Source organism: Pseudomonas sp. DWP2-2, from assembly GCF_049897065.1.
Lineage (GTDB): Bacteria > Pseudomonadota > Gammaproteobacteria > Pseudomonadales > Pseudomonadaceae > Aquipseudomonas > Aquipseudomonas paracarnis.
Genome location: NZ_JAFCVN010000008.1, coordinates 138,548 through 156,949, shown reverse-complemented (window position 1 = coordinate 156,949; position 18,402 = coordinate 138,548). Strand labels below are relative to the sequence as shown.

Genomic DNA, 18,402 nt, shown 5'->3' with positions numbered 1-18,402 from the left:
ATGCAGGATGAATTCAACGACCCGCTTTGGCGCCAGATCCTGTCTGGCGCACAAATGCTCTTCGTAGCATTTGGCGCGTTGGTGTTGATGCCGCTGATCACAGGTCTTGATCCAAACGTCGCGCTGTTTACCGCAGGCCTGGGCACGTTGCTGTTCCAGGTGGTGACAGGGCGGCAGGTGCCGGTATTTTTGGCATCGAGCTTCGCGTTCATCACCCCGATCATTCTCGCCAAGGGCCAGTTCGGCCTCGCAGCGACCATGGGCGGGGTGATGGCAGCAGGTTTCGTCTATACGTTCCTGGGCCTGGCCGTGAAGGTCAAGGGCACCGGCTTTATCGACCGGCTGCTGCCGCCCGTGGTGATCGGCCCGGTGATCATCTCGATCGGCCTGGCCATGGCGCCGATTGCCGCCAACATGGCCATGGGCAAGTCCGGCGACGGTGCAGAGCTGATCCACTACCAGACGGCGATGCTGATTTCGATGCCAGCGCTGCTCACCACCTTGATCGTGGCGGTGTTCGGCAAAGGCATTTTCCGCCTAGTGCCGATCATTTCCGGCGTGCTGGTGGGTTTTGCCATGTCGTTCTACTTTGGTGTGGTCGACACGGCGAAAATCGCCGCTGCGCCGTGGTTCGCCCTGCCCCACTTCACCGCGCCGGAGTTCAACTGGCAGGCCATCCTGTTTATCGTCCCGGTAGCACTGGCCCCGGCGATCGAGCATATCGGTGGTGTGATTGCGGTAGGCAGCGTGACCGGCCGCGATTACCTGAAAAAGCCTGGCCTGCATCGCACGCTGCTGGGTGACGGTATCGCCACCACGGCTGCCGGCATGTTTGGCGGCCCGCCAAACACCACCTACGCCGAAGTGACCGGCGCCGTGATGCTGACCAAGAACTACAACCCGAAAATCATGACCTGGGCGGCAGTGTTTGCCATCAGCCTGGCATTCATCGGCAAGTTCGGCGCACTGCTGCAGAGTATCCCGGTGCCGGTGATGGGCGGGATTCTGTGCCTGCTGTTCGGCTCGATTGCCGCGGTGGGGATGAACACGCTGATTCGCCACAAGATCGACCTGGGCGAGGCGCGCAACCTGGTGATTGTGTCGGTAACGCTGGTGTTCGGGATTGGCGGTGTGCTGGTCGGTACCGGCACCGGCCCGGATGATTTCGGCCTCAAGGGCATCGCCCTGTGTGCGGTGGTGGCGATTGGTTTGAATTTGTTGCTGCCGGGCAATGATGGCTGGAAGAACAAGAAGCCGGATGAGCCGCTGCTGTAACTGACTAAACGCAAATCAGTGTGGGAGCTGGCTTGCCTGCGATGACGGTGTATCAAACGACAGATAGGTCGACTGTTACACCGTCATCGCAGGCAAGCCAGCTCCCACATTTGATTTTCAGCGTCTGTCAGAGCTCGCCGAGCCCGTCGATCAGCGCCTGGTTCTGCTCCGGCGTCCCGATGCTGATGCGCAAGAACTGAGCAATCCGCTCCTGCTTGAAGTGCCGCACGATCACCCCTTGCTCACGCAACTTGGCGGCAAGCCCTGCAGCGTCATGCCGCGGGTGACGCGCAAAGATGAAGTTCGCTGCCGACGGCAATACCTCAAACCCCTTGCCCTGCAATTGCGCGACGACCTGGTTGCGGCTGTCGATCACCCACTGACAGGTTTTCTCGAAATATTCACGGTCGTCAAACGCGGCCGCCGCGCCAACAATCGCCAACCGATCCAACGGGTAGGAGTTGAAGCTGTTCTTGACCCGCTCCAGCGCTTCGATCAGGTCTGGGTGGCCCACGGCCAGGCCCACACGCAAACCGGCCAGTGAGCGCGATTTGGACAGGGTCTGGGTCACCAGCAGGTTCGGGTAACGGTCTACCAGGCTGATGGCAGTTTCGCCGCCGAAGTCGATATAGGCTTCATCGACCACCACCACCGAATCCGGGCTGGCCTTGAGGATCTGCTCCACCGCGTCCAGCGCCAGTACGCAGCCGGTGGGCGCGTTAGGGTTGGGGAAGATGATCCCGCCGTTGGGCCTGGCATAGTCAGTGGCCCGAATCTGGAACTGTTGGTCCAGTGGCACCGCGTCGAACGTGATGCCGTACAGGCCGCAGTACACCGGGTAGAAGCTGTAGCTGATATCCGGGAACAGCAGCGGCAGATCGTGCTGGAACAGACCATGGAAGATGTGCGCCAAGACTTCGTCGGAACCGTTGCCGAGGAACACCTTGCCGGCATCGATCCCGTAATACCTGGCCACGGCCTGCTTGAGCAGGTCGCTGTTGGGGTCCGGGTACAGGCGCAAGTTGTCGTTCAACTCGGCCTGCATTGCCGCCAGCGCCTTGGGCGATGGGCCGTAGGGGTTTTCGTTGGTGTTGAGCTTGACCAGCTTGGTCAGCTTCGGTTGCTCACCGGGTACGTAAGGCACCAGGTCCTTGACGAAAGGGCTCCAGAATTTGCTCATGCCTTACTCTCCCTTGACGATGCGGTATTCAGCGCTGCGTGCGTGCGCGCTGAGGGATTCACCACGGGCCAGCACCGAGGCGGTCTTGCCCAGTTCGGAAGCGCCTTGTGGCGAGCAGAAGATAATCGACGAGCGCTTCTGGAAGTCGTACACCCCCAGCGGCGACGAGAAACGCGCAGTACCGGAGGTTGGCAACACGTGATTGGGGCCGGCGCAATAGTCACCCAGGGCTTCGCTGGTGTGACGGCCCATGAAGATCGCCCCAGCGTGACGGATCGATGGCAACCAGGCCTGTGGGTCCGCTACGGACAGCTCAAGGTGCTCCGGTGCGATGCGATTGGCCACTTCAATGGCCTGCTCCATGTCACGCACCAGAATCAGCGCACCACGGCCGTTGATCGACTTCTCGATGATCTCGGCACGCTCCATGGTCGGCAGCAGCTTATTGATGCTGGCGGCGACCTTGTCGAGGAACTCGGCATCGGGGCTGACCAGGATCGCCTGGGCGTCTTCATCGTGCTCCGCCTGGGAGAACAGGTCCATGGCGATCCAGTCCGGGTCGGTCTGGCCGTCACACACCACGAGGATTTCGGAAGGACCGGCAATCATGTCGATACCGACCTGGCCGAACACATGGCGTTTGGCGGTGGCGACGTAGATATTGCCGGGGCCGACCACTTTGTCGACCTTCGGCACGCTTTCGGTGCCATAAGCCAGCGCTGCGACGGCCTGGGCGCCACCGATGGTGAACACACGGTCCACACCGGCGATGCAGGCGGCAGCCAGCACCAGCTCGTTGATTTCGCCACGCGGGGTCGGCACCACCATGACCACTTCGGTCACACCTGCGACTTTGGCCGGGATCGCATTCATCAATACCGACGATGGATACGACGCCTTACCGCCCGGCACGTACAGACCGGCGCGGTCCAGTGGCGTGACCTTCTGGCCCAGCACAGTGCCGTCGGCCTCAGTGTAGCTCCAGGAGTCCTGCTTCTGCTTTTCGTGATAGCTGCGTACCCGCGCCGCAGCGACTTCGAGGGCTTCGCGCTGCGGTGCGGTGATGCGCGTCAGCGCAAGCTCCAGGCGTTCACGCGGCAGGATCAGGTCAGCCATGGACTGCACGTCCAGGCCGTCGAACTGGCGGGTGAAGTCCACCAGCGCTGCATCACCGCGCTCACGCACGGCCTTGATGATGTCGAGCACCCGCTGGTTGACCGAGTCGTCGGACACGCTTTCCCAGCTCAGCAGATGATCCAGATGATGGGCGAAATCCGGGTCGGCAGCGTTGAGTCGGGCAATTGCAGTGGACGTGGTCATAGCGAGGGCCTCAATAGAATTGGCAAAAACTCAGGCGCCCTAAACTAGCAGTCGTTTCCGCTTGGGCACCTGAGAATTCTGGCTATGAGGCGGATAGACGGGCGTAGCTCTTCAGCTACGCGGGGGAGTCAACCGCGGTGTCGAGACTCCACTGCCTTGCGCAGGGTGTCGATCAACGCCTGGATACGGGCGTGCTGCATCTTCATCGATGCTTTGTTGACGATCAGGCGGGAGCTGATGTCAGCGATAAAATCCTGGGGCTCCAAACCGTTGGCGCGCAGGGTGTTGCCGGTGTCGACCACGTCGATGATCTTGTCCGCCAGGCCGATCAGCGGTGCCAGCTCCATGGAGCCGTAGAGCTTGATGATATCGACCTGACGGCCTTGTTCGGCGTAATAGCGCTTGGCAACGTTGACGAACTTGGTGGCGACCCGCAAGCGGCCCTTGGGTTCGACATCACCGACGCGGCCGGCGGTCATCAGCTTGCACAGTGCGATGCGCAGGTCCAGGGGCTCGTACAGGCCCTGGCCGCCGTATTCCATCAGCACATCCTTGCCGGCAACACCCAGGTCGGCGGCGCCATGTTCAACGTAGGTCGGCACGTCGGTAGCCCGCACGATCAGCAGGCGCACGTCGTCCTGGGTCGTGGGGATGATCAGCTTGCGGCTCTTGTCCGGATTCTCGGTCGGCACGATGCCCGCTTCAGCCAGAAGCGGCAACGTGTCGTCAAGGATGCGGCCCTTGGACAGTGCGATGGTCAACATGGGAAATGTCAGTCCTTCATCAGGCTATTGCTGTCCGGTCGCAAACGGCGCCAGACACAGATCGAGGCCATGACAGCCTCGATTTGAAACAAACCAGTCAACAACAAACTGTGGCGAGGGAGCTTGCTCCCGCTGAGACGCGAAGCGGCCCTCGAAGAGCGGGACTGCTACGCAGTCCAGCGGGAGCAAGCTCCCTCGCCACAAACAGGGACTAGCCCGGTACGCGGCGAATCTTCGCGCCGAGCATCTGCAGTTTCTCTTCGATGCACTCGTAACCACGGTCTATGTGGTAGATGCGGTCGATCAGGGTGTCACCTTCGGCGCACAGTGCCGAGATTACCAGGCTGGCCGAGGCACGCAGGTCGGTTGCCATGACTGGCGCGCCCTTGAGCTTGTCGATCCCGGTGACGATGGCGGTGTTGCCTTCGACCTGGATCTTGGCGCCCATGCGGTGCAGTTCATACACGTGCATGAAGCGGTTTTCGAAGATGGTCTCGATCACGGCACCGGTGCCTTCGGCAATCGCGTTCAAGGAGATGAACTGCGCTTGCATGTCGGTCGGGAACGCCGGGTACGGAGCGGTACGCACGTTGACGGCTTTTGGCCGCTTGCCGTGCATGTTCAGCTCGATCCAGTCTTCGCCGGTGGTGATCTCTGCGCCGGCTTCCTTGAGTTTTTCCAGGACGGCTTCCAGGATGGTCGGATCGGTGTCCTTGACCTTCACACGGCCACCTGTCACGGCAGCGGCAACCAGGTAGGTACCGGTCTCGATGCGGTCAGGCATGACTTTGTAGGTGGCGGTGTGCAGACGCTCTACACCATCAATAGTGATGGTGTCGGTGCCAGCACCGGAAACCTTCGCGCCCATGGCGTTGAGGAAGTTGGCCAGGTCGACCACTTCCGGCTCGCGTGCGGCGTTCTGCAACACGCTGCGACCGTTGGCCAGAGCAGCGGCCATCATGATGTTCTCGGTACCGGTGACGCTGACGGTATCAAAGAAGAAGTTCGCGCCGCGCAGGCCGCCTTCCGGCGCCTTGGCCTTGATGTAGCCGCCTTCGACGTCGATGACTGCGCCCATGGCCTCAAGGCCACGGATGTGCAGGTCGACCGGACGCGAACCAATGGCGCAACCGCCAGGCAAGGCTACTTCGGCTTCGCCGAAACGGGCAACCATAGGGCCCAGCACCAGGATCGACGCACGCATGGTTTTCACCAGTTCGTACGGAGCGACCAGGGTCTTGATGGTGCGTGGGTCGATTTCGACGGCCAGCTTCTCGTCGATCACCGGCTCAATGCCCATGCGACCGAACAACTCGATCATGGTGGTGATGTCGTGCAGGTGCGGCAGGTTGGCCACAGTCACCGGGCCATCGCACAGCAGGGTCGCTGCCAGGATCGGCAAGGCGGAGTTTTTCGCACCGGAAATGCGAATCTCGCCATCAAGGCGGGCACCGCCGGTAATAATCAATTTATCCATAAGAATCTCGACGCCTTGGGGGCTCAGGTGCGCTCGGCCCAGGCCGCGCGGCTGAAAAATTTCATAGTGACCGCATGGATGCTGCCATCGGTGATCCATGGGTTCAAATGGGCATAGATCTGCTGCTGACGCTTGACCGGGCTCAATGCCGCCAGTTCATCGCTAATCACGTTCAGCTGGAAATTGCAGCCTTCGCCTTCGACTTCTACAGTCGTTTCAGGCAGCTTTCCTTCAAGGAAGCTCTTAACTTCTAGGGCCTGCATGCTCAACCTCTATCGGCGCCCAGTGCGCACGGGTCGCACATCATACAAAAAAGCCCCGCGCCTGCGAACCCCGCATAGCAGGACTCTGACGGGGGGCTTCTTTAATAATGTGTATCAGGGATGCGCCAGCAGCTCGGTCAAACCGGAAACTTCGGCAATTTCGCGCATGTCTTCTGGTAACGCACGGATGCTTACCGGCTTTTTCGCCGCCTCGGCATCACGCATGAAGCACAGCAACAACGACAAGCCGACGCTGCTGGACTTGGTCACCGCCGAGCAATCAAGCACCAGCTCTGGCGCCTTGCTGGCCTTGATCAGCGCCTGGCCCTGCTTGCGCAGGTCAGGCCCGGTGCGGTAATCCAGCACGCCGCTGAGGAACAGCTCGCCGGCGTCGCCGATACGAACAGCCGACTCGGTCATTGCGCAGGCTTCCCGGCAGCTTTATCGGTTTCTTCCTTGGCCTTGGCCACTTCACCGGCCCAACCATTGATGGTCTTGTCCAGATCGTTGCCATTGCGCTGCATCGCGTCGGCGAACTGATCACGGAACAGCTTGCCGATGTTGATACCGTTGATGATCACGTTACGCAGTTTCCACTCACCGTTGATCTTCGTCAGGGTGTAGGACACAGGGTACACGGCGCCATTGCTGCCGGAGACTTTCATTCCGACTTCGGCACGGTCGCCCGACTCGTCCTTGGGCGCATCAACGATAATGCCCTGGTTGTTGTATTCCAGCAGAGCGTTACCGTAGAACTGGAACAGCCCCTTCTTGAAGTTTTCCTGGAACGTCTGCATTTGCGCAGGCGTAGCTTTGCGCGAATATTTGACCGTCATGATGCTTTTGGAGATGCCTTCAGCATCGACCACAGGGCCAACGATCGTGTTGAGCGCGTTGTAGAACCTGGAAGGGTCTTGCTTGTACTGTTCTTTATTAGCCTTGAGGTCAGCCAGCATTTTGCTGGTGGTGTCCTGCACCAAATCGTGGGCAGAACCTGCCGCGTTGGCCATCATCGGCAATGCTGCAAGCAGTACCAGCAGGCCACGTCGCAAGGTAGAGATCATGAACAGATTCCTCATTTAGCGTCTTTATTGACCGTATTGAGCAAAAATTTCCCGATCAGGTCTTCAAGCACCAGCGACGACTGTGTGTCGTGGATGGTCGAACCATCCTTGAGCAGGGCTGTTTCCCCCCCCACGCTGACCCCGATGTACTTCTCGCCCAGCAAACCCGCAGTGAGGATAGATGCCGTGGAGTCAGTTGGCAGATTATCTACCTTCTTGTCCAGTTGCATCGTCACCCGACCGGTAAAGCTGTCGCGATCCAGATCGATTGCCGTGACCTTGCCGATGGTGACGCCGGCCATGGTCACTTTGGATCTGACCGTCAAACCGGCGATATTGTCGAAGTACGCGTAAAGTTTATAAGTATCGGCGGTAGGGCTGGCCGACAGGCCACTGACTCGCAGGGCCAACAACAGTAAAGCCAGGATGCCAGCCAGCAAGAAAAGGCCGACACCGATTTCCACAGTGCGGTTTTGCATCAGAAATCTCCAAACATCAAGGCGGTCAAAATGAAGTCAAGGCCCAGTACCGCCAACGAAGCGTATACAACGGTCTTGGTAGTGGCACGGCTGATCCCCTCTGAAGTGGGCTCACAGTCATAGCCTTGGAATACGGCAATCCAGGTCACCACAAAGGCAAAGACGATGCTCTTTATGATGCCGTTGAGCACGTCACCGGTGAAGGTCACGCTGTTTTGCATGTTGGCCCAGTAGGAGCCGTCGTAGACCCCCAGCCAGTCAACCGCCACCCACGAACCACCCCAGATACCCACCACGCTGAAGATCATTGCCAGCAGTGGCAGGGAAATGAAGCCGGCCCACAGGCGCGGGGCAACAATGTACTTGAGCGGGTCCACGCCGATCATTTCCAGGCTGGACAGCTGCTCAGTGGATTTCATATTGCCGATTTCAGCGGTCAGCGCCGAACCTGCACGCCCCGCGAACAACAAGGCGGTAACCACCGGGCCAAGTTCACGCAACAGGGTCAGGGCCACCATCTGCCCTACCGCCTGCTCCGAGCCGTAGCTGGACAGGATATTGAAACCCTGCAGCGCCAGCACCATGCCGATGAATACGCCGGAGACCACGATGATCACCAGGGACATCACCCCCACCGAGTGCAGCTGCTTGACCAGCAGGCCAAAGCCGCCGCCGATACCGCCGCGCCCCAGCAAGGCGTGAAACAGGAAAATGGTCGAACGCCCCAGCACTTCGACGATGTCGATGCCCGAGCGACCGAAAAGGCGAACCTTCTCGATAAGAGATGTCTTGCGCATCAGCGCTTCCCCAGAAGATCTGAGCGGTAGTCCGCTGCCGGAAAGTGAAAAGGCACCGGGCCATCGGGATTGCCGGTCATGAATTGGCGAATGCGCGGGTTATCGGCGTTCATCAGCTCTTCAGGCGTACCCTGCCCCAGCACCTGACCATCACCCACTACATACAGGTAGTCGGCGATGCTCGCGGTTTCGGCCAGGTCGTGGGAAACCACGATGCTGGTGATCCCCAATGCATCGTTGAGCAGACGGATCAGGCGCACCAACACGCCCATGGCGATCGGGTCCTGACCCACGAATGGCTCGTCATACATGAGGATCTGTGGGTCGAGGGCAATCGCCCGCGCCAAGGCGACACGGCGCTTCATGCCGCCGGACAACTCGTCCGGCATCAGGTCGATGGCGCCGCGAAGCCCTACGGCCTGCAGTTTCAACAACACGATGTCACGAATCATCTCATCGGACAGCTGGGTGTGCACCCGCAGCGGGAAGGCTACGTTTTCGAACACATCGAGGTCGGTGAACAGCGCGCCGCTCTGAAATAGCACGCCCATATGCTTGCGCGCATCGAACAGATCGCTACGCGACAGCGTTGGCAGGTTCTGGCCGTTGACCCACACTTCCCCGGCACTGGGGCGCAATTGCATGCCCATCAGGCGCAACAGGGTGGTCTTGCCGCAACCGGAAGGCCCCATGATGCCCGTGACCTTGCCGCGAGGAATGCGAATATCGACGTTATTGAAGATGCTGCGCGTACCGCGCTTGAAGGTAAGACCCTTCAGCTCGACCGCGTAGGCGTTATCGGCACTCATCTAATCTCCTTGGGATGCAGCCTTTCACTCAGACACCATGTGTGCGACTTTGGTTTTCAACAGATGCGCAATAGTTGAGCACATGGGTTGGGCGGACCGAACTGGCGGCGAACTATATCACTGCTGGTACAGAGCCCCCAAGGCCGGAACAGCGCTGGTTCAGATTTGAGACAGGGAAAAAACGTTGCTTGCTATGTTACCGACGGTGGTTTTCAGTTATTCCGCGCACAAAGCCTGACGAACTTGCGTGAGCGAATTGATCATTACCGCTATAATCGCCGACTTTTCGTCAGGCTATACGATTTCAGACATGAGCCAATCCAGCGACCTTATTCAATCCGCACAACGCACCATACGCCTTGAGCTTGAAGCCGTAGAGGGCTTGCTGGCGCATATCGACGCGGATTTCGTGCGCGCCTGCGAGATGATTCTGGCCAGCAAGGGCCGCGTGGTGGTGGTCGGCATGGGCAAGTCCGGCCACATTGGCAACAAGATCGCAGCGACCCTGGCGAGCACTGGGACCACCGCGTTTTTCGTGCACCCGGCCGAAGCCAGCCACGGCGACATGGGCATGATCACCAAGGACGACGTGATCCTCGCCCTGTCCAACTCCGGTACTACCAACGAAATCGTGACCCTGCTGCCGCTGATCAAACGCCTGGGCATCCAGATGATCAGCCTCACTGGCAACCATGAGTCAACGCTGGCCAAGGCCGCCGATGTCAATCTGAACGTGCACGTAGCCCATGAGGCCTGCCCGCTGAACCTGGCGCCCACCTCCTCCACTACCGCCGCGCTGGTAATGGGCGATGCCCTGGCGGTGGCACTGCTGGAGGCCCGCGGGTTTACGGCCGAGGACTTCGCATTTTCCCATCCGGGTGGCGCACTGGGCCGTCGCCTGCTGCTGAAAGTGGAAAATGTCATGCATCGCGGCGCCGAGCTGCCGAGCGTTCCACGCGGCACCCTGCTCAGGGATGCGCTGATGGAAATGACCCGCAAGGGCTTGGGCATGACTGCCATCGTCGAAACCGATGGCCGACTGGCAGGGATATTCACCGACGGTGACCTGCGTCGCACCCTGGACCGCACCATTGATATCCATACCGCGACCATCGACGCAGTGATGACCCCTCACGGCAAGACCGCGCGCGCCGAAATGCTTGCGGCCGAAGCGTTGAAAATCATGGAAGATCACCGCATAGGTGCTCTTATCGTGGTCGACGACGATGACCGGCCGATCGGGGCCCTTAACCTTGGCGACTTGCTGCGCGCAGGAGTGATGTAAATGAACAGCGACCTGTTGCAACGCGGTAAAGAAATCAAGCTGGCGATTTTCGACGTTGACGGCGTGCTGACCGATGGCCGCCTGTACTTCCTCGAAGACGGCAGCGAATTCAAGACCTTCAACACCCTCGACGGCCAAGGCATCAAGATGCTGATGGCAGCGGGCGTGCAAACCGCAATTATCAGCGGTCGAAAAACACCGGTTGTGGAACGCCGTGCACAAAACCTCGGTATTCCTCACCTGTATCAGGGCCGCGAGGATAAACTGGTGGTGCTGGACGAGCTTCTTGGCCAACTCAACCTAAGCTATGAACAAGTCGCCTATCTGGGCGACGACCTGCCAGACCTGCCGGTGATTCGCCGGGTGGGCCTGGGCATGGCCGTCGCAAATGCCGCGGCGTTTGTCCGCGAACACGCCCATGGCATCACCACCGCCCGTGGCGGCGAGGGTGCCGCCCGCGAGTTCTGCGAGTTGATCCTGCGTGCCCAAGGCAGTCTTGAAGCGGCTCACGCCGCCTACCTATAGAGCGTTATATGCTGAGTAAAAAGATTCGCAACTTCCTGTTATTCGGGGTCATCGCCGCGCTGCTCCTGGCGGTGGGCTACTGGAATATCAGCCCGGAGCGCTTTCTCGACAAGCCTGTTGCACAGGTTGACGAAGGCCTTATCGACTATTACGCCACCAATGCCTACAGCATTCAGTATCTGCCCGACGGCAAGGTGCAGTATGAGATGACATCGGACAAGGTCGAGCACTTGAAGGCTTCCGAAGTCAGCCTGCTGACCAATCCGGACCTGAACCTGTATCGCGGCACCGAATTTCCCTGGCACGTGACCAGCAAGCGTGGCGAAGTCAACCCTGACGGCACCGAAGTTGAACTGATCGACTCGGTTCGCGTCGCACGTACAGACGCGCAGAACCGCGACACCATCATTACCAGCAGTCGCATGACCGTATTCCCACAGAAGCAATATGCGCAGACCGAGCAAGACGTTAGAATCGACGGCGCTGGCGGTGTATCGACTGGCAAGGGAATGAAAGCGTATTTGAAAGAAAGCAGGATACACCTGCTATCGAACGTAAGAGGACAGTATGAGGCTCGTTAAAACTCTCCCTATTTTGCTCGGTCTGGGCGCAGCACTGGGAAGCGTGAGCGCCTGGGCTCTGCCGAACGATAGCCAGCAACCGATCCACATCTCGGCTGACGATGCGCAGCTCGATGACAAGCAAGGTGTCGCCACCTACACCGGCGGCGTGATCATCACCCAAGGCTCGATGAAGATTACCGGCAACACGGTGACCCTGACTCGTACCAAGACCGGCGATATCGATGTGGTGACTTCGGTCGGCAACCTGGCTTATTTCGAGCAGAAGCAGTCCGCTACCGATACAGGCCCCATGAAAGGCTACGGCAAGACTATCCAGTATCACGCCCAGCAGAACCGCATCGTACTGATTGATCAGGCCAAGGTGCTGAGCCCGGACGGCAACTCCACGGAAGGTGAAAAAATCACCTATGACACCGTGAAGCAGATCGCTAACGCCGGTCGCGCCAACGGCAACAAGGTCACCGCACCCCGCCCACGCATCGACATGGTTATCCAGCCGAAGAAGAAGGCCGAGTAATGGCAACCCTGAAAGCCCAGCATCTGGCCAAGGCCTATAAAAGCCGCCAGGTGGTACGCGACGTCAGCCTGTCGATCGACAGCGGCCAGATCGTCGGCCTGCTCGGTCCTAACGGTGCCGGCAAAACCACCTGCTTCTATATGATCGTCGGGCTGGTCCAGGCGGACCAGGGTCGCGTATTGATCGACGACCTGGACGTCAGCCACCAACCCATGCACGGTCGTGCACGGGCAGGTATCGGCTATCTTCCGCAGGAGGCGTCGATCTTCCGTAAACTGTCGGTAGCCGACAACATCATGGCGATCCTCGAGACCCGCAAGGAACTCGATCGCGATGGCCGCCGCCAGGAGCTGGAAAGCCTGCTGCAGGAATTCCACATCAACCATATTCGCGACAACCTCGGCATGAGCTTGTCCGGTGGTGAACGTCGTCGCGTGGAAATCGCCCGCGCCCTGGCGACCGCGCCGAAATTCATCCTGCTGGATGAACCCTTTGCCGGCGTCGACCCGATTTCGGTGGGCGACATCAAGCAGATCATCCATCACCTCAAGGCCAAGGGCATTGGCGTGCTGATCACCGATCACAACGTGCGCGAAACCCTCGATATCTGCGAAACCGCGTATATCGTCAACGATGGTCAGCTGATTGCCGAAGGCGATGCCGAAACCATCCTGGCCAACGAGCTGGTGAAGGAAGTGTACCTGGGTCACGAGTTCCGCCTGTAAACACAGGGGTATCGCGCTCTTACCTGGAGCGTGCGGGAGTCAATGGAAACCTCGGTTTTTTTATTGTTACCGCGCTCTAGGCAAAGGCCCCGAGATCAGGCATATAATTTGCTTATGTTTGGCGCTCACGCGCCCTGTCGTGGATGGCGCATTGCGCCGGCGAATAAGGTGTTAAGCCCCTGCCATGAAACCATCGCTAGTCCTGAGAATGGGCCAGCAGCTGACGATGACACCGCAGCTGCAACAGGCCATCCGCCTGCTCCAATTGTCGACCCTGGACCTGCAACAGGAGATCCAGGAGGCCCTGGAGTCCAATCCGATGCTCGAACGCCAGGAAGAAGGCGACGACTTCGATAACGCAGATCCTCTGGCCGATAACATCGAGCAAAAACCCAATTCCGACGTGCAGGAACCCTCCTATCAGGAAACCGCCCCGACGGTGGACAACCTGGAGGAAGGCGACTGGAACGAACGCATTCCCAACGAGCTTCCCGTGGACACCGCCTGGGAAGACGTCTACCAGACCAGCGCCAGCAGCCTGCCAAGCAGCGATGATGACGAGTGGGATTTCACTACCCGCACGTCGGCGGGCGAGAGCCTTCAGAGCCACTTGCTGTGGCAACTGAACCTGGCGCCGATGTCCGATACCGATCGCCTGATCGCGGTAACCCTGATCGATTGCATCAATAATCAGGGTTACCTGGACGAAACCCTCGACGAGATCCTCGAGGCCTTCGACCCGGAACTGGATATCGAACTGGACGAAATCGAAGCCGTCCTGCACCGCATCCAGCAATTCGAGCCCGCAGGCATCGGCGCACGCACACTCAGCGAGTGCCTGTTACTGCAACTGCGCCAATTACCGGCCAAGACGCCATGGCTCACGGAAGCGCAACGCTTGGTCAGTGACTACATCGACCTGCTGGGCAGTCGCGACTACAGCCAACTGATGCGCCGTATGAAGCTCAAGGAAGATGACTTGCGCCAGGTCATCGAACTGGTGCAAAGCCTCAACCCGCGTCCAGGCTCGCAGATCGAGTCCAGCGAAGCCGAATATGTGGTGCCCGACGTCATTGTGCGCAAGGACAACGAACGCTGGCTGGTGGAGCTGAACCAGGAGTCAGTACCGCGCCTGCGGGTCAACCCGCAATACGCAGGTTTTGTGCGCCGCGCCGACACCAGCGCCGATAACACCTTCATGCGCAACCAGTTGCAGGAAGCGCGGTGGTTCATCAAGAGCCTGCAAAGCCGCAACGAAACCCTGATGAAAGTCGCAACCCAGATCGTCGAACACCAGCGCGGTTTCCTGGAGTACGGCGACGAGGCCATGAAGCCTCTCGTGCTGCACGACATCGCCGAAGCCGTCGGCATGCATGAATCGACGATTTCCCGGGTTACCACGCAGAAATTCATGCATACCCCACGGGGTATTTATGAGCTGAAATACTTTTTCTCCAGCCACGTCAGCACCTCTGAAGGCGGTGAATGCTCGTCCACGGCGATCCGTGCGATCATCAAAAAACTGGTTGCCGCTGAAAATCAGAAAAAGCCGTTGAGTGACAGCAAGATCGCTGGTTTACTGGAGGCACAAGGCATTCAGGTCGCCCGTCGAACCGTCGCCAAGTACCGCGAGTCCCTAGGGATCGCGCCTTCCAGCGAGCGTAAGCGGTTGATGTGACGGGCGGGCCACAGCGTTCCAGTGGTGGGTATTCCTGCCCACCGCTTTATGCACTGGCAACGAAGGAGAAGCTGTATGCAAGTCAACATCAGTGGACACCAGCTGGAAGTCACCAAGCCCCTGCGTGAATACACCGAGAGCAAACTGAACAAGCTTGCGGGGCATTTTGACAAGATCACCAACGTGCAGGTCATCATGGAGGTCGATAAGCTCAAGCAGAAAATCGAGGCCACCCTGCACGTACCGAATGCCAAGCTCGTCGCCAATGCGGAACATGAAGATATGTACGCGGCCATTGACTCCCTCTACGACAAGCTCGACCGCCAACTCATAAAGCATAAGGAAAAGAATCTGCACCTGATGCAAGGTACAGGTCGTTAACTCTCCCCCCATGATCCGACTTGAAAACATCCTGACCCCCGGCCGTTCCCTCGTGAACGTGCCGGGCGGCAGTAAAAAGCGCGCCCTCGAACAAATTGCCAACCTGATCGCCCGGGAAATTCCGGATCTGGAGATGCAAGATGTCTTCGAAGCTCTGATTGCCCGTGAAAAACTCGGCTCCACCGGTTTTGGCAACGGCATCGCGATCCCCCACTGCCGCCTCAAAGGTTGTGATAAACCCGTGAGCGCGCTGATGCACCTGGACGCTCCGATTGATTTCGACGCCATCGACGGCGCCCCGGTCGACCTGCTGTTTGTGCTGCTGGTCCCGGAAGCCGCCACCGATGCGCACCTGGAACTGCTACGGCAGATCGCCAGCATGCTAGACCGCAAGGATGTACGCGACAAACTGCGCAGCGCTTCCAGCAATGAAGCGTTGTACCAAGTTGTCCTGGATGAACAAAACGGGCAGTAATCATGCGTTTGATCATCGTCAGCGGTCGCTCCGGCTCCGGTAAGAGCACCGCCCTCAATGTGCTTGAGGACAACGGCTTCTATTGCATCGACAACCTGCCTGCCGGCCTGCTGCCAGAGCTGGCGGAGCGTGCACTGATCCATACCGAATTGGCGCAGCCGCTCGTTGCGGTCTCGATTGATGCGCGCAACCTGCCCAGCCACCTCTCGCGCTTCCCGGAACTGTTGGAAGAAGTGCGTGCCAAGCACATTCATTGCGATGTGCTGTACCTGGATGCCGACGAAGAGACCCTGCTCAAGCGTTTCTCCGAAACCCGTCGACGCCACCCCCTCAGCAGCGCCAACCGTTCCCTGGCCGAAGCCATCGAGGACGAGACCAAGCTGCTCGGGCCGATCATTGACCTGGCCGACCTGAAGATCAACACCACCAACCTGAACCTGTATCAGTTGCGCGACGCGATCAAGCTGCGCCTGCTGAACCAGCCTGAGCCGGGCACAGCGTTTCTGGTCGAGTCGTTTGGCTTCAAGCGGGGCATGCCGGTAGATGCCGACCTTGTGTTCGATGTGCGCTGCCTGCCCAACCCTTACTGGAAACCGGAGTTGCGCGATCAGTCCGGGCTGGATCAGCCTGTGATCGACTACCTGGCCGCACAACCGGATGTGGAAGAGATGTTCCAGGACATTTCCAGCTACCTGCTCAAATGGTTGCCGCGCTTTGCCGCCAGCAATCGAGCCTATGTCACCATTGCCATTGGCTGCACCGGCGGCCACCACCGCTCGGTCTATTTGACTGAACGGCTGGGCCAGGTGCTGCAACAAACCCTCAAGAACGTCCAGGTTCGCCACCGCGACCTGAGTTGAAAGGAACACCTGCGCGATGCCTGCTCTGGAAATTGAAATCATCAACAAGCTGGGCTTGCACGCCCGGGCGTCGGCTAAATTCGTCGGCGTGGCCGGCCAGTTCCCCTGCCAGATCCGTGCTGGGCGTACGCCAGAGTCCATGGTCGATGGCAAAAGCATCATGGCGATGATGATGTTGGCGGCCGGCAAAGGCACAAAAATTCATCTGAGCACCGAGGGCGAGCAAGAAGACGAAGCAATGGCCGCACTGGTCGAGTTGATCAACAACTACTTCGACGAAGGCGAATAACCCCCTTATGTAGGAGCGAGCTTGCTGGCGAAACGTCAACGATAACGCGGGCATCCTGGTTTAACGCAGTGTTCTCAGGTTTTTCGCGAGCAAGCTCGCTCCCACATGGAACCACCCTCAGCCCAACGCCGTATCCATCACCATCATCACGCAAAACCCGAGGCACAGCCCAAGGCTGGCAAGCTTTTCATGGCCATTGCGGCGCGACTCGGGGATGACTTCATGAGTCACTACCAGCAACATTGCCCCGGCGGCCAACGCCAAACCCAGCGGCAACAACACTTCGGCAAGGCTCACCAGCCATGCGCAGAGCACCGCAAATACCGGTTCAACCAAGCCCGATGCAGCGCCAATCAGGAAGGCTTTGATCCGCGACATTCCCGCCCCAGCCAATACCAACGCAATCACTAGCCCTTCAGGTACATCCTGCAAGGCAATGCCCATGGCGAGGCTGTCGGCATCCGCCATGCCTCCGCCCGCGGAAACACCTACAGCCATGCCTTCCGGAATATTGTGCGCAATGATGGCAAACACGAATAACCAAATACGCGGCGGGATAACCGGTTTATCCGGTGTACCCACCAGCATTTCCGGGCTGGCGCCAGAAACCTTGCGATCTACGAGGTACAGGCCGAACGCCCCGAGCATGATGCCGAAGCTGATCAAGCCACTGGCGCCCCAAGGTGAAAGTCCCAGGCTTTCGGCGGCGGCGATACCCGGCACCACCAGAGAAAACGCAGTCGCCGCCAGCATCACACCAGCACCAAAGCCCAGCAGGGTGTCGCTAAGCGCCATCGGCATGCGCCGAATCACCAACACCGGCACCGCGCCCAGCGCCGTGCCAAGCGCGCAAATCGCCCCACCCTGCAAAGCACGCAGTATGCGCGGTTCCAGGTTCAACCAGGCCAGCCCATGGGCCACCAATAACGCAGTACCTGCCAATAGCAGCAGCGTGCCAAACGCATAACGAAACATTCGCACGCTACCGATCGCCAGTGTTTGAGTGCCCATAGTCGGCCTTAGATCTTGTTATGGAGTGAATGTCAGGCCAAAGCGGCCTGATAGCGCGCGGCAACCTCCGGCCAGTTGATGACGCTATAGAATGCATTGATGTACTCCGGTCGTCGGTTTTGATATTGCAGGTAGTAAGCGTGCTCCCAGACGTCCAGGCCCAGCACCGGCGTATTGCCGCTCATCAGCGGGCTGTCCTGGTTGCCGCTGCTTTCCACCACCAGCGTTTTCTGTGGCGTGACACTCAACCAGGCCCAGCCGCTACCGAAACGCGTCAACGCCGCCTTGGTGAAGGCCTCCTTGAAGCTGTCGAAACCACCCAATTGCTCGTCGATAGCCTTGCCCAGCGCGCCCTCGGGTTTGCCGCCCCCTGTCGGTGACATGACCGCCCAGAACAACGAGTGGTTCGCATGCCCGCCTCCTTGGTTGACCACGGCAGCGCGTAATTTCTCCGGCAATGTTTCGACGCTGGACACCAGCTTCTCCACGGGCCAGCCGGCGAACTCAGTGCCCTCGACCGCGGCATTGAGGTTATTGATGTAGGTCTGGTGGTGTTTGGTGTAGTGAATTTCCATGGTTTGCGCGTCGATATGCGGCTCGAGGGCATCGTAGGCGTAAGGCAAGGCCGGCAAGGTATAGGTCAT

The 18,402-nt window shown here is 59.2% G+C and carries 23 protein-coding genes; 11 read left to right on the top strand and 12 right to left on the bottom strand.

What is annotated here, in order from left to right; genetic code table 11:
• A complete protein-coding gene (locus ACP7CZ_RS18720; protein WP_003188606.1) occupies positions 1-1,275 on the top strand; it encodes a uracil-xanthine permease family protein in 1,275 nt (424 codons plus the stop codon).
• 127 nt (positions 1,276-1,402) lie between these two features.
• Here ACP7CZ_RS18720 and hisC read toward each other — a convergent pair whose 3' ends face one another.
• The 10 genes from hisC to ACP7CZ_RS18670 all read right to left on the bottom strand — a co-directional run bounded on the left by hisC (position 1,403) and on the right by ACP7CZ_RS18670 (position 9,428).
• Positions 1,403-2,455, bottom strand: coding sequence for a histidinol-phosphate transaminase (gene hisC / locus ACP7CZ_RS18715; protein WP_054897013.1), 1,053 nt, complete (start codon positions 2,453-2,455; stop codon positions 1,403-1,405).
• Positions 2,456-2,458: 3 nt separating this feature from the next.
• Positions 2,459-3,775, bottom strand: a complete 1,317-nt coding sequence (gene hisD / locus ACP7CZ_RS18710; protein ID WP_054919317.1) for a histidinol dehydrogenase — start codon at positions 3,773-3,775, stop codon at positions 2,459-2,461.
• A gap of 128 nt (positions 3,776-3,903) precedes the next feature.
• Positions 3,904-4,539 carry an ATP phosphoribosyltransferase gene (gene hisG, locus ACP7CZ_RS18705; protein ID WP_003188599.1) on the bottom strand — a complete coding sequence of 212 codons (636 nt, stop codon included), beginning with the start codon at positions 4,537-4,539 and terminating at the stop codon, positions 3,904-3,906.
• A gap of 211 nt (positions 4,540-4,750) precedes the next feature.
• On the bottom strand, positions 4,751-6,016 hold the full coding sequence (murA, locus tag ACP7CZ_RS18700; RefSeq protein WP_034126315.1) for a UDP-N-acetylglucosamine 1-carboxyvinyltransferase: 1,266 nt from the start codon (positions 6,014-6,016) through the stop codon (positions 4,751-4,753).
• Positions 6,017-6,039: 23 nt separating this feature from the next.
• On the bottom strand, positions 6,040-6,279 hold the full coding sequence (locus ACP7CZ_RS18695) for a BolA family protein (protein WP_003188597.1): 240 nt from the start codon (positions 6,277-6,279) through the stop codon (positions 6,040-6,042).
• A 114-nt stretch (positions 6,280-6,393) separates the two neighbouring features.
• Positions 6,394-6,699 (bottom strand): STAS domain-containing protein, encoded by a 306-nt coding sequence (locus ACP7CZ_RS18690; RefSeq protein ID WP_003188596.1) that lies wholly within the window; start codon positions 6,697-6,699, stop codon positions 6,394-6,396.
• Entirely contained in the window at positions 6,696-7,343 is a 648-nt protein-coding gene (locus ACP7CZ_RS18685) for an MlaC/ttg2D family ABC transporter substrate-binding protein (protein ID WP_054919319.1), read from the bottom strand. The genes ACP7CZ_RS18690 and ACP7CZ_RS18685 overlap by 4 nt, the downstream gene beginning before the upstream one ends.
• 11 nt (positions 7,344-7,354) lie before the next feature.
• A complete protein-coding gene (mlaD, locus tag ACP7CZ_RS18680; RefSeq protein WP_003188593.1) occupies positions 7,355-7,822 on the bottom strand; it encodes an outer membrane lipid asymmetry maintenance protein MlaD in 468 nt (155 codons plus the stop codon).
• Positions 7,822-8,619 (bottom strand): lipid asymmetry maintenance ABC transporter permease subunit MlaE, encoded by a 798-nt coding sequence (mlaE, locus tag ACP7CZ_RS18675; protein WP_003188592.1) that lies wholly within the window; start codon positions 8,617-8,619, stop codon positions 7,822-7,824. Before mlaE ends, mlaD begins: the two co-directional genes overlap by 1 nt.
• Entirely contained in the window at positions 8,619-9,428 is an 810-nt protein-coding gene (locus ACP7CZ_RS18670; RefSeq protein ID WP_003188590.1) for an ATP-binding cassette domain-containing protein, read from the bottom strand. Before ACP7CZ_RS18670 ends, mlaE begins: the two co-directional genes overlap by 1 nt.
• Before the next feature lie 310 nt (positions 9,429-9,738).
• Here ACP7CZ_RS18670 and ACP7CZ_RS18665 point away from each other — a divergent pair, with 310 nt between their 5' ends.
• From ACP7CZ_RS18665 to ACP7CZ_RS18620, 10 genes are all read left to right on the top strand, one after another.
• Positions 9,739-10,713 carry a KpsF/GutQ family sugar-phosphate isomerase gene (locus tag ACP7CZ_RS18665; protein ID WP_294163506.1) on the top strand — a complete coding sequence of 325 codons (975 nt, stop codon included), beginning with the start codon at positions 9,739-9,741 and terminating at the stop codon, positions 10,711-10,713.
• Positions 10,714-11,238, top strand: coding sequence for a KdsC family phosphatase (locus tag ACP7CZ_RS18660; protein WP_034126313.1), 525 nt, complete (start codon positions 10,714-10,716; stop codon positions 11,236-11,238). It abuts the gene before it with no gap.
• A gap of 8 nt (positions 11,239-11,246) precedes the next feature.
• A complete protein-coding gene (gene lptC, locus ACP7CZ_RS18655; RefSeq protein ID WP_014716937.1) occupies positions 11,247-11,819 on the top strand; it encodes an LPS export ABC transporter periplasmic protein LptC in 573 nt (190 codons plus the stop codon).
• On the top strand, positions 11,806-12,339 hold the full coding sequence (lptA, locus tag ACP7CZ_RS18650) for a lipopolysaccharide transport periplasmic protein LptA (protein WP_032893554.1): 534 nt from the start codon (positions 11,806-11,808) through the stop codon (positions 12,337-12,339). Before lptC ends, lptA begins: the two co-directional genes overlap by 14 nt.
• Positions 12,339-13,064, top strand: a complete 726-nt coding sequence (lptB, locus tag ACP7CZ_RS18645) for an LPS export ABC transporter ATP-binding protein (protein WP_003188582.1) — start codon at positions 12,339-12,341, stop codon at positions 13,062-13,064. Before lptA ends, lptB begins: the two co-directional genes overlap by 1 nt.
• A gap of 184 nt (positions 13,065-13,248) precedes the next feature.
• The gene (locus ACP7CZ_RS18640; RefSeq protein ID WP_034126312.1) at positions 13,249-14,742 is read left to right on the top strand and encodes an RNA polymerase factor sigma-54; all 1,494 of its coding nucleotides are present in this window, start codon (positions 13,249-13,251) and stop codon (positions 14,740-14,742) included.
• Positions 14,743-14,817: 75 nt separating this feature from the next.
• Positions 14,818-15,123 (top strand): ribosome hibernation-promoting factor, HPF/YfiA family, encoded by a 306-nt coding sequence (gene hpf, locus ACP7CZ_RS18635; RefSeq protein WP_003171804.1) that lies wholly within the window; start codon positions 14,818-14,820, stop codon positions 15,121-15,123.
• 10 nt (positions 15,124-15,133) lie between these two features.
• On the top strand, positions 15,134-15,598 hold the full coding sequence (gene ptsN / locus ACP7CZ_RS18630; RefSeq protein ID WP_034126311.1) for a PTS IIA-like nitrogen regulatory protein PtsN: 465 nt from the start codon (positions 15,134-15,136) through the stop codon (positions 15,596-15,598).
• A 2-nt stretch (positions 15,599-15,600) separates the two neighbouring features.
• Complete coding sequence (gene rapZ / locus ACP7CZ_RS18625) at positions 15,601-16,458, top strand: RNase adapter RapZ (protein WP_019816957.1); 858 nt, start codon at positions 15,601-15,603, stop codon at positions 16,456-16,458.
• A gap of 16 nt (positions 16,459-16,474) precedes the next feature.
• Complete coding sequence (locus ACP7CZ_RS18620) at positions 16,475-16,747, top strand: HPr family phosphocarrier protein (protein ID WP_003188577.1); 273 nt, start codon at positions 16,475-16,477, stop codon at positions 16,745-16,747.
• Between the two features lie 117 nt (positions 16,748-16,864).
• Here the strand turns inward: ACP7CZ_RS18620 and ACP7CZ_RS18615 are convergent, their stop codons facing one another.
• Positions 16,865-17,758 carry a ZIP family metal transporter gene (locus ACP7CZ_RS18615; RefSeq protein ID WP_054897016.1) on the bottom strand — a complete coding sequence of 298 codons (894 nt, stop codon included), beginning with the start codon at positions 17,756-17,758 and terminating at the stop codon, positions 16,865-16,867.
• Between the two features lie 32 nt (positions 17,759-17,790).
• The gene (locus ACP7CZ_RS18610; RefSeq protein WP_034126308.1) at positions 17,791-18,402 is read right to left on the bottom strand and encodes a superoxide dismutase; all 612 of its coding nucleotides are present in this window, start codon (positions 18,400-18,402) and stop codon (positions 17,791-17,793) included.